The sequence below is a fragment of the Achromobacter sp. FW305-C-13 genome (assembly GCF_058783475.1).
The window spans coordinates 681,159-700,379 of record NZ_JBYSYN010000001.1; the positions used below are offsets into that span (position 1 = coordinate 681,159).

Here is a 19,221-nt window from a genome sequence, read left to right on the forward strand (position 1 = left end):
CGCAAAATCGTGACATTTGAAACGGGAATAGACGCGGCAGCGCCGTCAGGCGAACGCCGCCTGCACGGCGTCAAAGGCGGCGGCCACCAGCGGGTCGTCCCGGCGCGCGGTCTGGGTGACGAAAGACAGTTCTGCCTGGATGGCCAGCCCTTTCACCAGCAGCAGCCCGTTGGCCTGGGACTCCCGCAACGCGATGGAATCCCGCGCCAGCGACAAGCCCACCCCCGACCGCACCAGGTCCAGCATGGACGCTTCCTGGTCCACTTCGGCCACCGCGTTGGGGGTCAGCCCCAGCGAATCGAACTTGTCCGTCAGCAGGCGGTGGTGCACGGAATCGGGCGGGGTCCAGATCCACGGCAGCGCCGCAATTTCGGCCCAGCCGCGGCCTGTCACCTGCGCGCCCCAGCCTTTTGGGGCCACCACGTAATAGGCGAACGACGCCAGCGGCAGCGCTTGCAGGCCCGGCTGGCCGGCGGCAGGCGCCGGCGGACCCAGGCAAAAGCCCACGTCCAGGTCGCCGGCGCGCACTTGCCGGCCGACCGACCCCGACATGCCGTGGCGCAGGGTGGGCCGGATTTTCGGGTAATGCTCAACCAGGTATTGCAGGGTGGCGCCCAGCCGCAGGAATTCCGGATCCAGGATGGTGCCGATGCGCAATTCGCCTTGCACGGTATCGCGCAAGGCGCCGATGGCCCGCTGGAAGTCGTCCAGCGCATCCAGCACGCGTTGCGCTGACGGCAGCAACGCCCGTCCGTCCGCATTCGGCGCCAGACCTTGCGCGGTGCGCGAGAACAGGGTCAGGTCCAGGGATTCCTGGAAGTTCTTCAGTTGCAGGCTGAGCGCGGGCTGGGTCAGATGCAGGTGCTCGGCCGCGCGCGTCAGATTGCCTTCGCGCGCCACGGCGGCAAAGGTCCGGATGTGCTTGAGGTCCATGGCGGTGTCCGGAAAGGGGGTATGCATTATTAAAGATGCTTATAAAGCGTTTTTCAACATTTCATTGGACAGTTCCGGGCCGCTGCGCCAGAGTCACGCCAGATGCCCGGCGCGCGTCCAGACGCCGCAGCCGGGTCGGCTCACCGTGGCGGCAGCCCCAAAAGCGCCGCTACCCAGATAAGAAGAGCTTATGGAGACATACGACATCATCATCGTGGGCGCGGGGTCGGCCGGCTGCGTGCTGGCCAACCGCCTGAGCCAGGACCCGGGCACCCGGGTCCTGCTGCTGGAGGCCGGCGGCCGCGACAACTACCACTGGATCCACATCCCGGTGGGATACCTGTATTGCATCGGCAACCCACGCACGGACTGGATGTACCGCACGGTCAAGGAACCGGGGCTGGGTGGCCGTTCGCTGATCTACCCTCGGGGCCGGGTGCTGGGTGGATGCTCGTCCATCAACGGCATGATCTACATGCGCGGCCAGCGTGAAGACTACGAAGACTGGGCCGCGCTTTCGGGCGACCCGGCCTGGGGCTGGGATCAGGTGCTGCCAGTCTTCAAGCGCAGCGAGGACTATCACCGCGGCGCCGACGAATTCCACGGCGCCGGGGGCGAGTGGCGCGTCGAGTCCCAACGCTTGCGCTGGGACATCCTGGAAGCCTTTGCCAGCGCGGCTGAGCAGGAAGGCATTCCGCGCGTGCAGGACTTCAACCGGGGCGACAACTTCGGCAGCGGCTACTTCGAAGTGAACCAGCGGCGCGGCTGGCGGTGGAACACGTCCAAAGCGTTCCTGCGCCCGGTGGTCAAACGCCCGAACCTGCATGTGATGACGGGCGCGCAGGCCGAGCAACTGGTGTTCGAGGGCAAGCGCTGCGTCGGCGTGCAACTGCGGCGCGGCGGCCAAAGCCTGACCGTGCGCGCGACGCGCGAAGTGGTGATGGCGGCGGGGGCGGTGAACACGCCTCATCTGCTGGAGCTGTCGGGCATCGGAGAACCCGCCCGGCTGCGTGAAAGCGGCATCGCGCTGCGCCATGCCTTGCCCGGCGTGGGCGAGAACCTGCAAGACCACCTGCAGCTGCGGGTCATCATCAAGGTCAACGGCGTGAAGACGCTGAACCGGATTGCCTCGTCGTGGCTGGGAAAGACGGGCATCGGTCTGGAGTATTTGCTGAAACGCAGCGGGCCGATGAGCATGGCGCCGTCCCAACTGGGGGCGTTCGCCAAGTCCGACCCCGGGCAGTCGCGCGCCAACGTGGAATTCCACGTGCAGCCGCTGTCGTTGGGTGCTTTCGGCGAACCGCTGCACGACTTCGACGCCTTCACGGCCAGCGTGTGCAATCTGCGGCCGACGTCGCGCGGCAGCATCCATGCGCAGGGCCCGGCCGGCACGCCGGAAGCTGCGACGCCGGTCATCGCCGCCAACTACCTCAGTACGGAAGCGGATATCCAGGTGGCCGCCGATTCGATCCGGCTGGTGCGCCGCATTACGGCGGCCCCGGCCTTGCAGCGCTATCAGCCGCAGGAATGGCTGCCCGGGCCGGCTTACCAGACAGACGCGCAATTGCGCGAAGCGGCCGGCAAGATTGGCACCACCATCTTCCATCCGGTAGGCACCTGCGCAATGGGCAAGGACGCCGACAGCGGCGCGGTGGTCGACGCGCGGCTGCGGGTCTTCGGACTGGAGGGCCTGCGCATCGCCGACGCGTCGGTCATGCCGCTGATCACGTCGGGCAACACCAATTCGCCGACCATCATGATCGCGGAGCGGGCGGCAGATATGATTCGCGAAGACGCGGGCAGGGGATGAGGAAACGGTTTAATAAGGCACAAGAAGAACGGGAACCGCGAGGTTCCCGTTGTTCTTGGTGTTGTCAGGCGTTCAACGCAAAGAACGGTAAGTGTCTTTCCGCTGCGGATGCGTCAGCATCACCTGCCAAAGCTGGCCTTCACGCGAACGGAAGAAGCCGGCGCAACACATCAGATAGTATTTCCACATGCGGTAGAAGCGCGTGCCGTAGCGTTCCTGCAGCGTGGGCCACGCGCGTTCGAACCGGTCCCACCACGCCATCAGCGTGCGGTCGTAATCGGCGCCGAAGTTGTGCCAGTCTTCGATGATGAAGCGGTGTTCGACGGCGCTGGCGATCTCGCGCGCGGACGGCAACTTGCCGTTGGGGAACACGTAGCGGTCGATCCAGGGGTCGGTGCTCTGGCTGGTGGCGGCGATGCCGATGGTATGCAGCAGAAAGATGCCGTCGGGCGCCATCAGGCGCTGCACGTTGCTGAAGTAGGTGTCGTAGTTCTTCGGCCCCACGTGCTCGAACATACCGACCGACACCACCTTGTCGAAACTGCCTTGCAGGTCGCGGTAGTCTTGCAGCAGCAGTTGCACGGGCAGGCCCTTGACGCGCTCCTGCGCCAGCGCCAGCTGCTCTTTCGACACCGTCACGCCCGTGACCGTGACGCCATAGTTTTCGGCGGCGAACTTGGCCAGCCCGCCCCATCCGCAACCGATGTCCAGCAGCGTCTCGCCCGGCTTCAACTGCAGCTTGCGGCAGATCATGTCCAGCTTGGCCAGCTGAGCCTCTTCCAGTGTCTGGGCGTTTTCCCAGTAGGCGCAGGAATAGATCATGCGGCTGTCCAGCATCGCCTCGAACACGTCGTTGCCGGCATCGTAGTGCTGTTCGCCGACCTCAAAGGCGCGGTTCTTGGACTGCAGGTTGAACAGCTTGTGCCGCAGGTGTTCGGCGATCAGCTTGATGCGGGCGACGCCCAGCGCGGCCGATCCCATGTCCGCGCGCAGCAGGCGGGTGAAGAGCTCGTCCAGCTGCTCGCAATCCCACTCGCCATCCATATAGGACTCGCCCAGCCCCAGCGACCAGCTGGCGAAGACGCGCTCGTACATGTGCTTGTCATGCACCTGGATGTCCCAGGGGCGCGGACCGTTGATCAGGACGTCGGCCCGGGACAACACGTCCTGGAGCACTTTGGGCGGTTCGGGGGGAGGGGGGCTGACCGCGGGAGGGGGGGAATGATCGGTGGTCAGCGGAGAGACGGGACTGCTTTGCTGCATACGGACTCCATATCAATTTTGGGATGACTGATCTGGCAATGCCTGAAGCTCATTACTCTCGCCCTAACGGGCAGGCAACTCCAATTTAATGATTGGATCGGCGCGATAGGAAACGGCAATTTCCTACCGTGCTGCGGGTGCGCCTAAGAGGATGGGCTTGATCGTAGCGAGGCGCGGGCCGGGTGTCCAGCACGGGCAGCGGGGGGCGGCGCGGCGGCCACATCCCCGTGCCGTTCATGTGATTGTTCGACTGGCGCGATTACACTAGTCCGCCTTAGTGCGCCGCCGTTTCAGGCTTGCGCCGATCCGTGGAGTGTTTTGATGGTGGACGCCAGCCTGCAACCTCGTTTGGAATTCGTCACCTGCGCCAGCCCGGCCGGTTTGCACCGGATGGCGTACTGGGAATGGGGCGATCCCGCCAACGACCAGGTGCTGCTCTGCGTGCACGGCCTGACCCGCAGCGGGCGCGATTTCGACGCGCTGGCGCGCCGGCTGGCCGGGCGCTACCGCGTGGTCTGCCCTGACGTGGTGGGCCGTGGCCGATCCGACTGGCTGGCCAATCCCGCTTTCTACACGGTGCCGCAGTACGTGTCCGACATGGTCACGCTGATCGCGCGCCTGCGTCCGGCCCGGCTGGCCTGGGTGGGTACGTCGATGGGCGGGCTGGTCGGCCTGGCGCTGTCGGGCGCCGCCGCGTTCGCCGGCGCCTTGCAGGCCATGCGTCCGCATGTGGGCATGTTGCCGCCCGGACAAGGCATCCGGCTGGACAAGCTGGTGCTGAACGACGTGGGGCCGCGTCTGGAAACCGGCGCCTTGTCGCGCATTGGCCAGTACGTGGGCGAACCGGGTGAATTCGCTTCGTTCGAGGAAGCCGTGGCCACCATGCGGGCCAATTCCCAGACCTTCGGGCCGCACACCGACGCGCAATGGGCGGACCTGGCCCAGTACCTGTACCCGGAATACGGCGGCAAATGGGTCAAGCACTACGATCTGGCCTTAGCCCAGCCGCTGGCGGCCCAGACCCCCGAAGAATTGGCTGCCGGCGAACAGATCCTGTGGCGCTCCTATGACGCGGTGTCCTGCCCCGTGCTGATCGTGCGCGGCGCGCTGTCCGATTTGCTGACGCCCGCCACCGTCGAAGAAATGCTCAAGCGCAACCCGCGGGCCCAGGCGCTGGAAGTGCCCGGGGTGGGGCATGCGCCCACGCTGATCGCCGACAGCCAGGTGGACCCGGTCGCGGCGTTTCTCCTGGCCTGATCGTCCGCCCTGCGATTATGGGGACAGCCCGGCGCTATCCAGGGTGCCGGGCCTTCTCTACAATAGACCCATGACATCGCCCACCCTGAACATCGATCTGCATTGCCATTCCACCGTCTCGGACGGCGCGCTTGCGCCCCGCGATGTGGCGCAGCGCGCGCATGCCAACGGCGTGGACGTCTGGGCATTGACCGATCATGACGAAGTGGGCGGCCTGGCCGAAGCCGCCAGCGCGGCCAAGGACCTGGGCATGCGCTTTGCCACCGGTGTCGAGATTTCCGTGACCTGGGCCGGCCTGACGGTGCACATCGTGGGCCTGCGCTTCGACCCGGAAAACACCGCCTTGGTCGAAGGTTTGCGCAAGACCCGTTCTGGCCGCGCCGAACGCGCCAAGCGCATCGGCGAACGCCTGGCGGACATGGGCATGCCCGGCGCCTACGAAGGCGCGCTGCCGTTCGCCGGCAATCCCGAACTGATCAGCCGCACGCACTTTGCGCGGTATCTCGTCGAAGCCGGCTACTGCCCCGACGTGCAAACCGTTTTCACCAAGCACCTGGGCGACGACCGGCCCGGCCACGTGCCCATGCAATGGGCCACCCTGGCCGAAGCCGTGGGCTGGATCCGCGGCGCGGGCGGCATCGCCGTCATCGCGCATCCGGGGCGCTATAAGTACACCCCGCTGCAATTCGCCGCGCTGTTCGACGAATTCCTGCAACTGGGGGGGCTGGGCATCGAGGTCAACACCGGTAGCCATACCGCCGAAGAAGCCCGCCAATACGCCGAGGTTGCGCGCCGCTATGGGTTCCTGGCCTCGCGCGGGTCGGATTTCCATAGCCCCAAGGAAAGCCGGATGGACCTGGGCCGTTTGCCGCCGCTGCCGTCCGACCTGAAGCCGGTCTGGCACGACTGGTTCTGACGCGGGCGGTCATCGCCGCCCATCCTGCAAGCCATCGATTGTGAGCGCGCCCTTGCGGCGCATGCGCCATGAACAAAGCCTTTGTTAAAGAGTCCGATAACGAGGACGACGACGATCTGCCGCAAGCCCAGGCGTTGCCGGCAGGCACCAAGAACTACATGACCCCCGAGGGCTATGAACGCCTGCGCGGCGAACTGACGCACCTGATGAATGTGGAGCGTCCGTCCGTCGTGCAAGTGGTGTCCTGGGCGGCGTCCAACGGCGACCGTTCCGAGAACGGCGATTACCTGTACGGCAAGAAGCGCCTGCGCGAGATCGATCGCCGCATGCGCTTTTTGACCAAACGGCTGGATATCGCCGAAGTGGTGGACCCCGCCGCGCAACCCAACCGCGACCAGGTGTTCTTCGGCGCCACGGTGTCGTACTCGGACAAGGCCGGCGAAGACCACACGGTCACCATCGTCGGCGTGGACGAGGCCGAACCGCTGGCCGGCAAGATCAGCTGGATTTCACCGGTGGCGCGCGCGCTGATCAAGGCGCGCGAAGGCGATACGGTCGTGCTGCGCACACCGGGCGGGATCGAAGAGCTGGACATCCTGGAAGTCAGCTACCCGTAGCCCAAAAAGGAAACAGGCGCCAGCTTGTGGCCGGCGCCTGTTTGGTTGGGAGGGATCTGACGTCCCTGCCTCGGTGTGGCGGCTTGCGCCGTCGTTCCCCTGGGGCTTGCTGCTAATTCAGTTCCTTTGACTCGCGCCGCTTACTTCTTGCGCGCCGCGATCGACTTTTCGGCCATGTTGACCAGGTCTTCGCCGATCTGCTTCTTCCACTTGTCGTAGACGGGCTGGGTGACCTTGGCGAAGGCGTCGTGCTCGGCTTGCGACAGCGACGTCACGGTCACGCCGTGGCCTTCGATCTCTTTCAGCAGCGACGGGTCTTCGGGCGTGACGCCCTTGCGCGCGATCACGATCTGCTGCTTGCCGGCGTCAAGCGCGGCCTGGCGCACGATGTCGCGGTCCTTTTCCGACCACGAATTCCAGACCTCGCGGTTGACTACGAAGATCAGCGGGTCGGCCACGTAGTTCCACAGGGTCAGGTATTTCTGGCCCACCGTGTACAGCTTGGAGCCCGTGTAGATGGACAGGGGGTTTTCCTGGCCGTCCACCGCGCCGCTGGCCAGCGCGGGCTGCGCATCGGCCCAGCTCATCTGCGTGGGGTTGGCGCCCAGCGCCGTGAACGTGTCGATGTACAGCGGCGAACCCACCACGCGCAGCTTCATGCCCTTCATGTCTTCGGGCTTCTTGATGTCGCGCTTGGAGTTGCTGAGCTGGCGGTAGCCGTTTTCACCCCAGGCCAGCGGCACCACACCGGCTTTCTCGATCAGCTTGAACATTTCGCGGCCCACGTCGCCTTGCACCAGCGCGTCGATGGCGGCGTAGTCGGGCATCAGGAAGGGCAGCGAGAACAGGTTCAACTGCTTGACCTGCGGCGACCAGTTGATGGTGGAGCCCACCGCCATGTCGATCACGCCCTGGCGGATCGCGGTGAATTCGCGGGTCTGGTCGCCCTGGACCAGCGAGGTGCCGGGATAGACCTTGATGTTGATGCGGCCCTGGGTGCGTTCGCGCACCAGGTTGGACCAGATTTCGGCGCCCTGGCCCCACGGGAAGGTGGTGCCCACGACGATGGACAGTTTGTATTCGGGCTTGTAGTTTTGCGCGATGGCGGGCGCCGTGCCGACGACGGCGGCGGCGCACAGCGCGGCGCCGATCAGGTTGCGGAAGTTCATGCGATGTCTCCTCTCACTGCGAGTGTGTCTGTTGTTGTCTTGAGATCCAGCACTTCAATAACCCAGCTTCAATAGCCCAGCTTCAATAGCCCAACTTATGCGGCAGCCACAGCGCCAGTTGCGGGAATACCAGCACCGCCACCAGCACCAGGAACATGGCGCCCAGCAGCCACACCACCCAGCGCACCGTGGATTCCATCGGCACGCGCGCAATACGGCACGACACCATCAGGTTCACGGCGAGCGGCGGGGTGAACTGGCCCAGCGCCACCTTCAACGTCAGGATCACGCCGAACCACACCGGATCCCAGCCGTAGGCATTGGCGATCGGCATCAGCAGCGGCACGAAAATCAGGAAGATCGAGATTCCGTCCAGGAACATGCCCACCGTCATCAGCAGCAGGATCAACAGCGACAGCACTCCCCATTCGCCCAGCCCGGAATTGACGATGGCGTGGGTGATCGGGTCGATCACGCTCAGCGTGGACAGGGCCCAGGCGAAGATGCCCGCCAACGTCACCACCAGCATGATCACGGCGGACAGCTCGGCGGCTTCGCGCAGGATGGTGTACAGATCGCGGAACTTGATGGTGCGGTGAATGAAGCCGCCCACGAACAAGCCGTAGAACACGGCGACGACCGCGGCTTCGGTGGGCGTGAACCAGCCCATGCGCATGCCGCCCAGGATCAGCACCGGAGCAGCCAGGCCCCACGACGCTTCGCGCAGGCTGGCCCAGAAGGGCGGGCGCGGCAGGTGAGATTCCAGCGCGCCCATCTTGTACTTGCGCGACAGCCAGACGGCCGGAACGATCAGGGCCAGGCCGGCCAGGATGCCCGGGATCATGCCGGCGGCGAACAGCGCGGGCACCGAGGCGCCCGGCACTAGTACCGAATAGATGATGAAGGCGACCGACGGCGGGATCAGGATGTCGGTGGCGGCGCCTGCCGCCACGATCGAGGCCGAAAACGAGCCCGGATAGCCCGCGCGCGACATGGCGGTGATCATCACCGCGCCCACGGCCGCCGCGCACGCCGGTCCGGACCCCGAGATGCCGCCCAGGAACATCGCGACCGCAATAGACACCAGCGGCAGCATGCCGGGGCCGCGGCCCACAATGGCGATGGCAAAGTCCACCAGCCGCTTGGCCACGCCCGACCGGTCGAAGATAGAGCCGACCAGGACGAACATGGGGATGGCCAGCAGCGGGTACTTAGCCAGGCCGGCGTAGAAGTTCTGCGGCACGGTCAACAGGCCATACCAGGGCGTGTCCAGGTTGGACAGCACGATGGCGACGGTGCCGCCGATGCCCAGCGCCACGCCGACCGGCACGCCGATCAGCATCAGGATGATGAAGACGATAAAGAGGATGGAGGCGATCATTTGGCGTCGGTCCCTGCGCCACGCGCGATGCGGCGGAGGATGCCGACGGTGCGCAGCGAGATCGCCGCAGCCATCACGGGCAGCCAGACGGAATACCACCAGGTCGGCACGCCGATCGCGGGGGAGGTCTCTTCATAAATGAATTCGTCCGACACGAGCTTCACCGATAGCACGGTCAGCAGCACGAAGAATGCCAGCACGCAGCTGTTGGCGATCAACGCCATGATGCGCTGGCGGCGCGGCGAGCCGTTGTCCGCCAGGATCTCGATACGGATATGGTGGTTGCGCACGAAGGCCACGCTGCCGCCCGCCATCGTCAGCACGATCAGCAGGAACACCGAGATCTCTTCCGTCCAGGCGAAAGACTGGTCGGTGAAATAACGCACCAGCACGTTCGTGAAGGTAATCAGCGCCAGCGTGGCCAGCAAGATCACGGCCAGCCAGTCTTCGATGGCCAGCGGCACCTTTACGGCGGGATCTGCTTCAACGGGGATGATCGGTTCGACAGGCTCGGCGGGGGCTTCGGGGCGGGACATGGGGTGAGGCGACGGCTTCGGCGCTTGACGCGCGTTCTATGAATAAGTCGCTGCATCCTACCGTTGCCCCGCAGACGCGATAGTTCGTGTTTTCCCGTGGTGCGGGGCGGCAACAACATGCTGCATTGCACCAGAGCAGCCCGTGCAGGAAGCGGCGGGGCAGGGATAAACCACGTTCGCGTCGGGGCTTTACTGGAATATTGCTTCGCACCATTCCAGTGCGCGGCATCCAGAATTCTTTTGTAACACGGGACAAAACCGCGGCTTCGGACCCTTCTTGAACAAGCGCTCCGGGAAAACCCCCTAAACAGGTAAAATCACTTTTTGCACCCATCCTTATACGGCGCCCGCATCGTGTCCCTAGTTCAGCATCTGCCTGGTTCCTCCGTCCTGTCCTCCTTTCGTCGTGATCGCCTTCTTGCGCAACTGAAGGAAGCCGGCCTGCCGGTGGCCGACATCTCCGCCCGTTACGAGCACTTCGTCAGCACCGACGCCGCCTTGACGGCCGAACAGCAGCAACACCTGACCCAACTGCTGGATTACGGCACGCCCAGCACGGCCGACGTGCCGGCCAAGAGCCTGTCCCTGCTGGTCATTCCGCGCCTGGGCACCATTTCCCCGTGGGCCAGCAAGGCTACCGACATCGCCCACAACTGTGGCCTGGCGTCGGTGCACCGCATCGAACGCGGCGTGCGCTACGTGATCACCCCGGAACGCGGCCTGCTGGGCACCAAGTCGTTTGACGACGCCATGCTGGCGCGCGCGGCCGACTGTCTGCACGACCGCATGACCGAAACCGTGGTCGACGCCAGCTTCGACGGCCAGGCACTGTTCCAGACGCTGGCTGGCAAGCCGATGCGCACCGTGGGCGTCCAGGCTAACGGCGTGCAGGCTTTGGCCGAAGCGAACGTCTCGCTGGGCCTGGCCCTGTCGGAAGACGAAATCGAATATCTGGCCAAGTCGTTCACCGACCTGGGGCGCGACCCCACCGACGTCGAACTGATGATGTTCGCGCAGGCCAACAGCGAACACTGCCGCCACAAGATCTTCAACGCCGAATGGGTGATTGATGGCCAGGAACAGCCCAACACGCTGTTCGGCATGATCCGCGCCACGCACAAGGCGCAGCCGGAAGGCACGGTCGTCGCCTATTCGGACAACGCCGCCATCATGGAAGGCGGCCCCGCGCAGCGCTTCCAGGCCGGCGTGCCCGGCGTTACGGGCGAGGGCGCCGACGGCGCCAAGTACATCCGCCGCGACACCACCGTGCATACCTTGATGAAGGTAGAGACGCACAACCACCCGACCGCGATCGCGCCGTTCCCCGGCGCCTCGACGGGCGCGGGCGGCGAAATCCGCGACGAAGGCGCCACCGGCCGCGGCTCCAAGCCCAAGGCCGGCCTGACTGGTTTCACCGTGTCGCACCTGCGCTTCGACGACGCGCTGCAACCCTGGGAAGCCGATCACCACGGCCTGCCCGAACGCATCGCTTCGCCGCTGTCCATCATGATCGACGGCCCCATCGGCGGCGCGGCGTTCAACAACGAATTCGGTCGGCCCAACCTGCTGGGCTACTTCCGCTCGTTCGAGCAGACCGCCGGCGGCACGCGCTGGGGCTACCACAAGCCCATCATGATCGCGGGCGGCCTGGGCAGCATCGACGCGGGCCTGACCCACAAGGACGTGATTCCCCCCGGCGCGCTGCTGATCCAGCTGGGCGGCCCGGGCTTCCGTATCGGCATGGGCGGCGGCGCCGCCTCCAGTATCAGCATGGGTAGCAACTCGGCCGAGCTAGACTTCGATTCCGTCCAACGCGGCAACCCGGAAATCGAGCGCCGTGCGCAGGAAGTTATCGACCGCTGCTGGCAGCAGGCCGAGAACAACCCCATCATCGCCATCCACGACGTGGGCGCGGGCGGTTTGTCCAACGCCTTCCCGGAACTGGTCAACGACGCCGGCCGCGGCGCCATCTTCGACCTGAAGCGCGTGCCGCTGGAAGAGTCGGGTCTGTCGCCCGCAGAAATCTGGAGCAATGAATCGCAGGAACGTTATGTCCTGTCGATCCTGCCGAAGGACCTGGAACGCTTTGACGCCATCGCCCGCCGCGAACGCTGCCCGTACGCGGTCGTGGGCGTGGCCACCGAAGAGCGCCAACTGCGCGTGGTGGACGGCGAGGGCCTGCCGGGCCTGGACGCTATTCGCCCGCAAGGCGACGCCGAAGTGCGCCCCGTGGACGTGCCGATCGACGTGATCCTGGGCAAGCCGCCGCGCATGACGCGCGACGTGCGCCGTCTGCCCGGCGTGTCCGCGCCGCTGGACCTGGCCGGCATCGACCTGACTGAAGCCGCCTACCGCGTGCTGCGCCACCCCACGGTGGCCAACAAGTCCTTCCTGATCACCATCGGCGACCGCACCGTTGGCGGCCTGTCCAGCCGTGACCAGATGGTCGGCCCCTGGCAGGTGCCGGTGGCGGACTGCGCCGTGACGCTGGCGGATTACGAAGGCTTCCGCGGCGAAGCCATGTCGATGGGCGAACGTACCCCCATCGCCATGCTGGACGCCCCGGCCTCCGGCCGCATGGCCGTGGCCGAAGCCCTGACCAACCTGGCCGCCGCCGACGTGGCGCGCCTGGAAGACATCAAGCTGTCGGCCAACTGGATGGCCGCTTGCGGTGTGGAAGGCCAGGACGCCGCGCTGTACGACACCGTGTCCGCCGTCAGCGAACTGTGCCAGGCCACGGGCCTGTCCATTCCGGTGGGCAAGGATTCCCTGTCCATGAAGACGTCCTGGGAACAGGACGGCGAGCAGCGCCAGGTCGTGGCGCCGGTGTCGCTGGTCGTCACGGCGTTCGCGCCGGTGGCCGACGTGCGCGCCAGCCTGACCCCGCAGCTGCGCACCGACGCGGGCGACAGCGTGCTGATCCTGATCGACCTGGGCCGTGGCCGTCACCGTATGGGCGGCTCGATCCTGGCGCAGACCTACAACCAGGTCGGCGAGACTGTGCCGGATATCGATTCGCCGCAAGACCTGCGCGCCTTCTTCATCACCATCCGCACCTTGGCCGAAGCCGGCACCATTCTGGCTTACCACGACCGTTCCGACGGCGGCCTGTTCGCCACCCTGACCGAAATGGCCTTCGCCGGCCGCACCGGTATCTCGGTGAACCTGGACATGCTGACTTTCGATCCGCAATCGGCGGATTGGGGCGACTACAAGATCCGCCCGGATCAGGTGAAGGTGCAGCGCGAAGAACTGACGCTCAAGGCCCTGTTTTCGGAAGAGGCGGGCGCCGTGATCCAGGTGCCGGCATCGCAGCGCGACGCTGTCATGCAAGTGCTGCGCGGCGCGGGCCTGTCGGCCCACTCGCACGTCATCGGCGGCCTGAACGGCGCCGACGAAGTGGAGTTCTACCGCGACGGCAAGAAGGTCTGGGGCCAGCCGCGCGCCGAACTGGGCCGCGCCTGGAGCGAAGTGTCCTACCGCATCATGGCGCGCCGCGATAACCCCGCGTGCGCCCAGGCTGAACTGGACGTCTGGAACGACACGACCGACCCGGGCATGAGCCCGAATGTGTCCTTCGACCCGCAAGAGAACATCGCTGCGCCGTTCATCAACACCGGCCGCCGTCCGCGCGTGGCCATCCTGCGCGAGCAGGGCTGCAACAGCCAGGTCGAAATGGCCTGGGCGTTCGACACCTCGGGCTTCGAAGCCATTGACGTCCACATGACCGACCTGCTGGCCGGCCGCGTGGACCTGGCGCAGATGCAGGGCCTGGTGGCCGTGGGCGGTTTCAGCTACGGCGACGTGCTGGGCGCTGGCGAAGGCTGGGCGCGCACCATCCGCTTCAACAGCAAGCTGTCGGACCAGTTCGCCGCGTACTTCGCGCGTCCGGACACGTTCGCGCTGGGTGTGTGCAACGGCTGCCAGATGATGGCCGCGTTGGCGCCGATGATCCCGGGCGCCGAGCACTGGCCGCGCTTCACGCGCAACCAGTCGGAAAAGTACGAAGCCCGCCTGTCGATGGTGGAACTGGCCAAGTCGCCGTCCATCTTCTTCAACGGTATGGAAGGCGCCCGCATCCCGGTCGCCGTGGCGCACGGCGAAGGTTTTGCCGATTTCTCGCAGCAGGGCGACGCCAGCCGTGTGCTGACTGCCGCACGCTATATCGACAACCGTGGCCAAGCCACCGAAGCCTACCCGTTCAACCCGAACGGCAGCCCGGGCGGCCTGACTTCCGTCACCACGGCCGATGGCCGCTTCACGGTCATGATGCCGCACCCGGAACGCGTGACGCGCAACGTCATGATGTCGTGGGCGCCCGAAAAGTGGGGCAATGCGGACCAGGGCGGCACGTACAGCCCGTGGATGCGCATCTTCCGCAACGCGCGCGTCTGGCTGAAGTAAGGCCGGACAAGCAACGTCAGGCCCGCACGTCGGGCACAGGAACAAAACGGGCCCTGCGGCCCGTTTTTTTTCGTCCAGGGCAGGGCGCAGAAGCCGCGTTTTGCATGTAACCCAATGAGATATTTAACTTTTCATTGCATTGGGCCGTTAACCGGATGAGCGTTACGCAACCCCGGAGTGGCCTTTCATGTTCAAGAATTTAAGTATCCGCGCAATCCTGACGTCCGCCTTGGGCGTCTTTTTCGCGCTTTTCCTGGTAACCGGCGCAGCCGTGTACCAGCAATTGACGTCCAACCGCACTTCGATTGAATTGCTGCTGGACACCAACCTGGTCCGTGCCAACGCCGTGGACGGCGCAGGCGCTGAATTGCTGCGTGCGCGCCTGGTCCTGTTGGCGGCGCAGAGCGCGCTGCTGGAAGGCAAGAGCATCGACACGCTGGCCAGCATGCAGCGGCTGGACGGCTATACCAAGAAGGCGTCGGACCTGATCGACAGCGCACGCAAGCAGCCTGAGACGTCCGCCGAGGGCAAGCCCTTGTTCGACGCCGCACTGGCCGCCTACGACGTGTATCAGCGCGACGCGATCGCGCCGATGGTGGCCGCCATTCGCGCCGGCAAACCGCAGGACGCCAGCCGGCTGAACCTGGAAAAGGTCACCCCGCTGGGCATCGCCTTCACGCAGGCTATCCAGAAGTACGTGGACTATGCGGACGATGTGGGTCAGCGCGTGGCGCGCGACACGTCTGCGCGCATCAACGGCGCGATCGTGCTGCTGGTCTGTCTGCTGGCCGTGGTGGCCGTGCTGGTGGTAAGCCTGTACGTGGTCTTCGCGCGGTCGGTGTTCCGTCCGCTGCATGATGCCGGCCGCCTGTTCGACCGCATCGCCAGCGGCGACCTCAGTAACCGCATCGAGCAGCGCGGCGACAACGAGATCGGCGTGCTGTACGCCGCGGTCAAGCGCATGCAGGACAGCCTGGCCCGCACCGTGTCCGCCGTGCGCCTGGGCGTGGAAGAGATCCACACCGGTTCGCGCGAGATCGCGGCCGGCAACATCGACCTGTCTTCCCGCACCGAGCAGCAGGCGGCCTCTTTGGAGGAAACCGCGGCCAGCATGGACGAATTGTCGTCCACCGTGAAGAACAACGCCGACAGTTCGCGCAGCGCCTCGCAGTTGGCGACGGCGGCCTCTGAAGTGGCCACCCGCGGCGGCAAGGCCGTGGGCGACGTGGTGGGCACCATGCGCGGCATTGCCGACAGCTCCAAGCGCATCGCCGACATCGTCGGCGTGATCGACGGTATCGCCTTCCAGACCAACATCCTGGCGTTGAACGCGGCCGTGGAAGCGGCACGCGCGGGCGAGCAGGGCAAGGGCTTTGCGGTGGTCGCCAGCGAAGTGCGCGCACTGGCGCAGCGCAGCGGCCAGGCGGCCAAGGAAATCAAGGGCTTGATCGACGAGTCGGTGCAGAAGGTGTCGATCGGGTCGGACCAGGTGGAAGCCGCCGGCGCCACCATGCAAGAGATCGTGGTGTCGGTGCGCCGCGTGACGGACATCATCAACGAGATTTCCAGCGCGTCCGAAGAGCAGTCGCAGGGCATCCAGCAGGTGAACCAGGCAGTGTCGCAGATGGACAGCGTGACGCAGCAGAACGCGGCGCTGGTCGAAGAAGCGGCGGCGTCCGCCGCGTCGCTGGAAACCCAGGCGCAACGCCTGCGCGAAGCGGTTGCGGTGTTCAAGCTGCAAGCCGGCGGCCGGGTGATCGACGAGGAAGCGCCCGCGTTGGGCCGCGGTGCGGAGCCGGCGCTGCTGGGCGCCTGATGGGGGCGATGCCGCTGATGGCGCCGATGGCGTTCGTCGCGGCAGTCCTGGCTCCAGCCATGCAATGAAAAATGCCCCTTGCGGGGCATTTTTCATTAGCGCGGTACCGAGACGATTATTGATCCAGCTGGATCTTGGCGTCGGCCGCCACGTTCTTCCACTTCTTCACGTCGCTGGCGATCACCTGCTGGAATTCATCCGACGTGCCGGCCACGACCGTGCCGCCCAGGCTGGCCATCTTGGCCTTTACTTCCGGCGTGTTCAGCGCCTTCACCGAAGCGTCGTGCAGCTTCTTCTTCACGTCTTCCGGCAGGCCCTTGGGCGCCAGCAGGCCGTTCCAGGCATTGGCTTCATAACGCGGCAGACCGGCTTCCTTGAAGGTCGGCGTGTCGGGCAGTTCCGGCGAACGCGTATCGGCGGCGATGGCGATCGGACGAATCTGGCCGCCCTTGATGTAGGGCAGCGATGCCGGCACCGGTTCCCAGATCATCGACACCTGGCCGCTGATCACATCGGTGAACGCCGGGCCTGCGCCGCGGTAGGCGATGTGCATGAGCTTGGCGCCCGTCATCGACTTCATCAGCTCCATGGCCAGGTTGCCCAGGCCGCCCGCGCCCGACGAGGCGTAGGTGTAGCGGTCCGGATTCGCCTTGGAGGTGGCGATCAGCGCGTTCAGATCGGCCGCCGGGAAGTCCTTCGTCACGCTCAGCACGCCCGGCACGGTCACCAGTTGCGTGATCGCGGTGAAGTCCTGCACGGCGTCATAGGTTAGCGACTTGTACACGGCGGGGTTGGTGCCGTGGGTGCTGGAGGAGGCCAGCAGCAAGATGTAGCCGTCGGGGGCGGCATCGGCGACATAACGCGTGCCGATCGAGCCGCCGGCACCCGCCTTGTTTTCCACGACCACGGTGGCGCCCAGTTCTGTGCCCAGTTGCGCGGCGAAGACGCGGCCGATGATGTCGGCGGTGCCGCCGGGGGCGAACGGCACGATCAGGCGCAGGGGCTTGGAGGGGTAGTCGGTGGCCTGTTGCGCCGAAGCGGCGCCGGCGGCCAGCGTGACGCCGGTCAGCAGCGCCAGGGCGATGGTGGATTTCTTGAAGTTCATCTGTGTCTCCAGGCGAAGGTTAGTCGAGGCTGCGGTCGAGCCAATCGACGATCAATCCGGCTATCTGGTCGCTATTGCGGTCCAGCATGCAGAAATGGGAATTGCCGGCGATGCCGGCGGAAGGCAGGTCCAGCGTTTCGGCGCGGACGCCCGCAGCACGCAGGGCCCGCCAATAGGCGTCCGTCTGGGCGCGGTAGCGCAGCCAGGTCTCGTCCGCCTGAAAGTGATCGCCCCACAGCAGCAAGTGCGGGGGCAACTGCCAGGGCACTGCGGCCGGGGTGCCGGTGGGTTCCAGCCCGACGACGGCGCGGATGGTGGCGGCGTATTCATGGGCCAGCAGCGTGGCGAAGCCGCCGCCCTGGCTATGGCCGAAGACGATGCAGGGGCCAGCCAGTTCCAGTAATTGCCGGTACGCGTCCAGCGCCATGTCGCCATGCGTCAGCCAACGCGGCACGAACTGTTTGGCGAAAGTGTCGAAAGCGTCGATGGGGAACTGTTGCGCCGGATAGGCGTGGCGCGGTTGCCCGGCGGGCGCGTAGCCCGAAGCCGGGCCGATGCGGAACAGGCGCCAGGCTTCTTCCTTGGACCGGAAGATCGGTGCGCTGTCATAGACCTGCGGATACATCGCCCAGGACGCGCGGCCGCGTTCGGGCGCATCGGATACGAACACGTCGTACCCCGCCTGCAGCAGGCGCCACAGCCAGCCTTCGCGGCCGTCGGGCGTGCTCTCCCATTGCGCGCCCGTCATGCCGCCGCCGTGCCAAAGCAACACGGGGTAGGGATGCAGCGGCTTGGCCAGCCGGTATTCCTGCACGTAAAGCTGGCCGACGCTGTAGCCGCCGTTCATGTCGATCAAGCGGGCCGACGCGTTGTCCACCACTTTTTTCTGCAGCATCGGCACGCCGCCGGCCACGGCTTCGACGCCGCCCAGGAAATGGCTGCGGATGGATTTGAGCAGGACAGGGGAGTCGGACATCGGCATTTCCAAGGAATGGACGCCGCGATGTTAGTTGCCAGATGTATCTGGGTTGTGCAAAATGAGCCACTCCTGTGCCGATTCGGCACAGGGCGGAGGAGATATGGACATCAAATGGCTGGAAGACTTCGTCGCCTTATCGAAGTCGCGCAACATGTTCCAGGCGGCCGAGGCGCGCAGCGTGACGCATCCGGCGTTCGGGCGCCGCATCAAGGCGCTTGAGGAATGGGCGGGCGTGCCGCTGGTTGAGCGCGGCCATCAGGCCACCACCCTCAACCCGGCGGGGCGCAGCATGCTGGCTGCGGCCATCGACGTGCTGGACATCCTGCGCGACACACGCCAGGCGCTGCAGAAGCCCGAGCAGGAGCGCAACCGCAAGATCACCATCGCCTCGGGCAAGACGCTGGCGCATTCCGTGCTGCCGGGCGTGATGGCCAGCGTGCAGCAGGGCATGCCGGCGTTCCAGCTGAAAGTCATCACCACCACGCTGAATTACGGGGTGGACATGCTGGCGGACGGCGAGGTGGATTTCCTGCTGTGCCATGCGCACGAGCCGCTGTACGCCAAGATCGACAACCCCGGCTACCGGTGCCGGCGCGTCGGCGCCGACAAGCTGGTGGCCGTCAGCGCGCCCGTCAGCCCGGGCGGGCGGCACCCGCGCCACGCCGTGTCCAAGCTGGCCTCGGACCCCGCCGTGCCGTTCCTGGCATACGCGGACAGCATGTCGCTGGGCCGCATCCTGCATGACCGCCTGCGCGGGCTTTGCATGGTGCCGCTGCTGCAGACCATGTATGAATCCGATCTGGCCGATGCCTTGCACGCGATGGCGCGCCAGGGTTTCGGCCTGGCCTGGTTGCCGCATACGCTGATCGAAGCCGACCTGCGCGCCGGCACGCTGGTGCGCGCCGACAGCGCCCGCAACGATATCCATATGGAGATCCGGCTGTACCAGTCGGTCGACAACGCCAAGCCGCTGGCCCGCCAGGTATGGAGCCGGATCGAGGCCTACGCGGCCAGATGACGGCACCGTTTTGGCGC

At 65.9% G+C, this 19,221-nt stretch carries 14 protein-coding genes; 7 read left to right on the plus strand and 7 right to left on the minus strand.

The genetic code is table 11. The features are described 5' to 3' along the window. Positions 1 to 45 precede the first annotated feature (45 nt). On the minus strand, positions 46 to 933 hold the full coding sequence (locus AC3WMU_RS03185) for a LysR family transcriptional regulator (RefSeq protein WP_035213337.1): 888 nt from the start codon (positions 931 to 933) through the stop codon (positions 46 to 48). Positions 934 to 1,123: 190 nt separating this feature from the next. Here AC3WMU_RS03185 and AC3WMU_RS03190 point away from each other — a divergent pair, with 190 nt between their 5' ends. Continuing rightward, positions 1,124 to 2,743 (plus strand): GMC family oxidoreductase, encoded by a 1,620-nt coding sequence (locus tag AC3WMU_RS03190; RefSeq protein ID WP_488703775.1) that lies wholly within the window; start codon positions 1,124 to 1,126, stop codon positions 2,741 to 2,743. A gap of 72 nt (positions 2,744 to 2,815) precedes the next feature. On the opposite strand, the gene cfa is transcribed toward AC3WMU_RS03190, so the two are convergent. Beyond that, entirely contained in the window at positions 2,816 to 4,006 is a 1,191-nt protein-coding gene (cfa, locus tag AC3WMU_RS03195; protein WP_006225225.1) for a cyclopropane fatty acyl phospholipid synthase, read from the minus strand. 321 nt (positions 4,007 to 4,327) lie between these two features. On the opposite strand from cfa, the gene AC3WMU_RS03200 reads away from it, so the two are divergent. The 3 genes from AC3WMU_RS03200 (at position 4,328) to greB (ending at position 6,796) form a co-directional block, all read left to right on the plus strand. Further along, positions 4,328 to 5,263: an alpha/beta fold hydrolase gene (locus AC3WMU_RS03200; RefSeq protein WP_492281799.1), complete on the plus strand. Its 936-nt coding sequence runs from the start codon at positions 4,328 to 4,330 to the stop codon at positions 5,261 to 5,263. 70 nt (positions 5,264 to 5,333) lie between these two features. Then, the gene (locus tag AC3WMU_RS03205; protein ID WP_280028186.1) at positions 5,334 to 6,179 is read left to right on the plus strand and encodes a 3',5'-nucleoside bisphosphate phosphatase; all 846 of its coding nucleotides are present in this window, start codon (positions 5,334 to 5,336) and stop codon (positions 6,177 to 6,179) included. Between the two features lie 68 nt (positions 6,180 to 6,247). Then, the gene (gene greB, locus AC3WMU_RS03210; protein ID WP_006225222.1) at positions 6,248 to 6,796 is read left to right on the plus strand and encodes a transcription elongation factor GreB; all 549 of its coding nucleotides are present in this window, start codon (positions 6,248 to 6,250) and stop codon (positions 6,794 to 6,796) included. A gap of 140 nt (positions 6,797 to 6,936) precedes the next feature. Here the strand turns inward: greB and AC3WMU_RS03215 are convergent, their stop codons facing one another. The 3 genes from AC3WMU_RS03215 to AC3WMU_RS03225 form a co-directional block, all read right to left on the minus strand. Continuing rightward, complete coding sequence (locus tag AC3WMU_RS03215; protein ID WP_424625480.1) at positions 6,937 to 7,965, minus strand: DctP family TRAP transporter solute-binding subunit; 1,029 nt, start codon at positions 7,963 to 7,965, stop codon at positions 6,937 to 6,939. 82 nt (positions 7,966 to 8,047) lie between these two features. After that, complete coding sequence (locus AC3WMU_RS03220; RefSeq protein ID WP_492281800.1) at positions 8,048 to 9,346, minus strand: TRAP transporter large permease; 1,299 nt, start codon at positions 9,344 to 9,346, stop codon at positions 8,048 to 8,050. Next, the gene (locus AC3WMU_RS03225) at positions 9,343 to 9,882 is read right to left on the minus strand and encodes a TRAP transporter small permease (protein ID WP_424625481.1); all 540 of its coding nucleotides are present in this window, start codon (positions 9,880 to 9,882) and stop codon (positions 9,343 to 9,345) included. Before AC3WMU_RS03225 ends, AC3WMU_RS03220 begins: the two co-directional genes overlap by 4 nt. A 354-nt stretch (positions 9,883 to 10,236) precedes the next feature. Here AC3WMU_RS03225 and purL point away from each other — a divergent pair, with 354 nt between their 5' ends. Together purL and AC3WMU_RS03235 are read left to right on the plus strand one after the other, a co-directional pair. Then, positions 10,237 to 14,286, plus strand: a complete 4,050-nt coding sequence (purL, locus tag AC3WMU_RS03230) for a phosphoribosylformylglycinamidine synthase (protein ID WP_492281801.1) — start codon at positions 10,237 to 10,239, stop codon at positions 14,284 to 14,286. A gap of 187 nt (positions 14,287 to 14,473) precedes the next feature. Beyond that, on the plus strand, positions 14,474 to 16,102 hold the full coding sequence (locus tag AC3WMU_RS03235) for a methyl-accepting chemotaxis protein (RefSeq protein WP_315139237.1): 1,629 nt from the start codon (positions 14,474 to 14,476) through the stop codon (positions 16,100 to 16,102). A 115-nt stretch (positions 16,103 to 16,217) separates the two neighbouring features. On the opposite strand, the gene AC3WMU_RS03240 is transcribed toward AC3WMU_RS03235, so the two are convergent. Continuing rightward, positions 16,218 to 17,207: a Bug family tripartite tricarboxylate transporter substrate binding protein gene (locus tag AC3WMU_RS03240; RefSeq protein ID WP_280028181.1), complete on the minus strand. Its 990-nt coding sequence runs from the start codon at positions 17,205 to 17,207 to the stop codon at positions 16,218 to 16,220. Between the two features lie 19 nt (positions 17,208 to 17,226). Beyond that, positions 17,227 to 18,183 (minus strand): alpha/beta hydrolase, encoded by a 957-nt coding sequence (locus tag AC3WMU_RS03245; protein ID WP_492281802.1) that lies wholly within the window; start codon positions 18,181 to 18,183, stop codon positions 17,227 to 17,229. A 103-nt stretch (positions 18,184 to 18,286) separates the two neighbouring features. Between AC3WMU_RS03245 and AC3WMU_RS03250 the strand changes: the two genes are divergently transcribed. Continuing rightward, positions 18,287 to 19,204, plus strand: a complete 918-nt coding sequence (locus AC3WMU_RS03250; protein WP_492281803.1) for a LysR family transcriptional regulator — start codon at positions 18,287 to 18,289, stop codon at positions 19,202 to 19,204. Positions 19,205 to 19,221 lie beyond the last annotated feature (17 nt).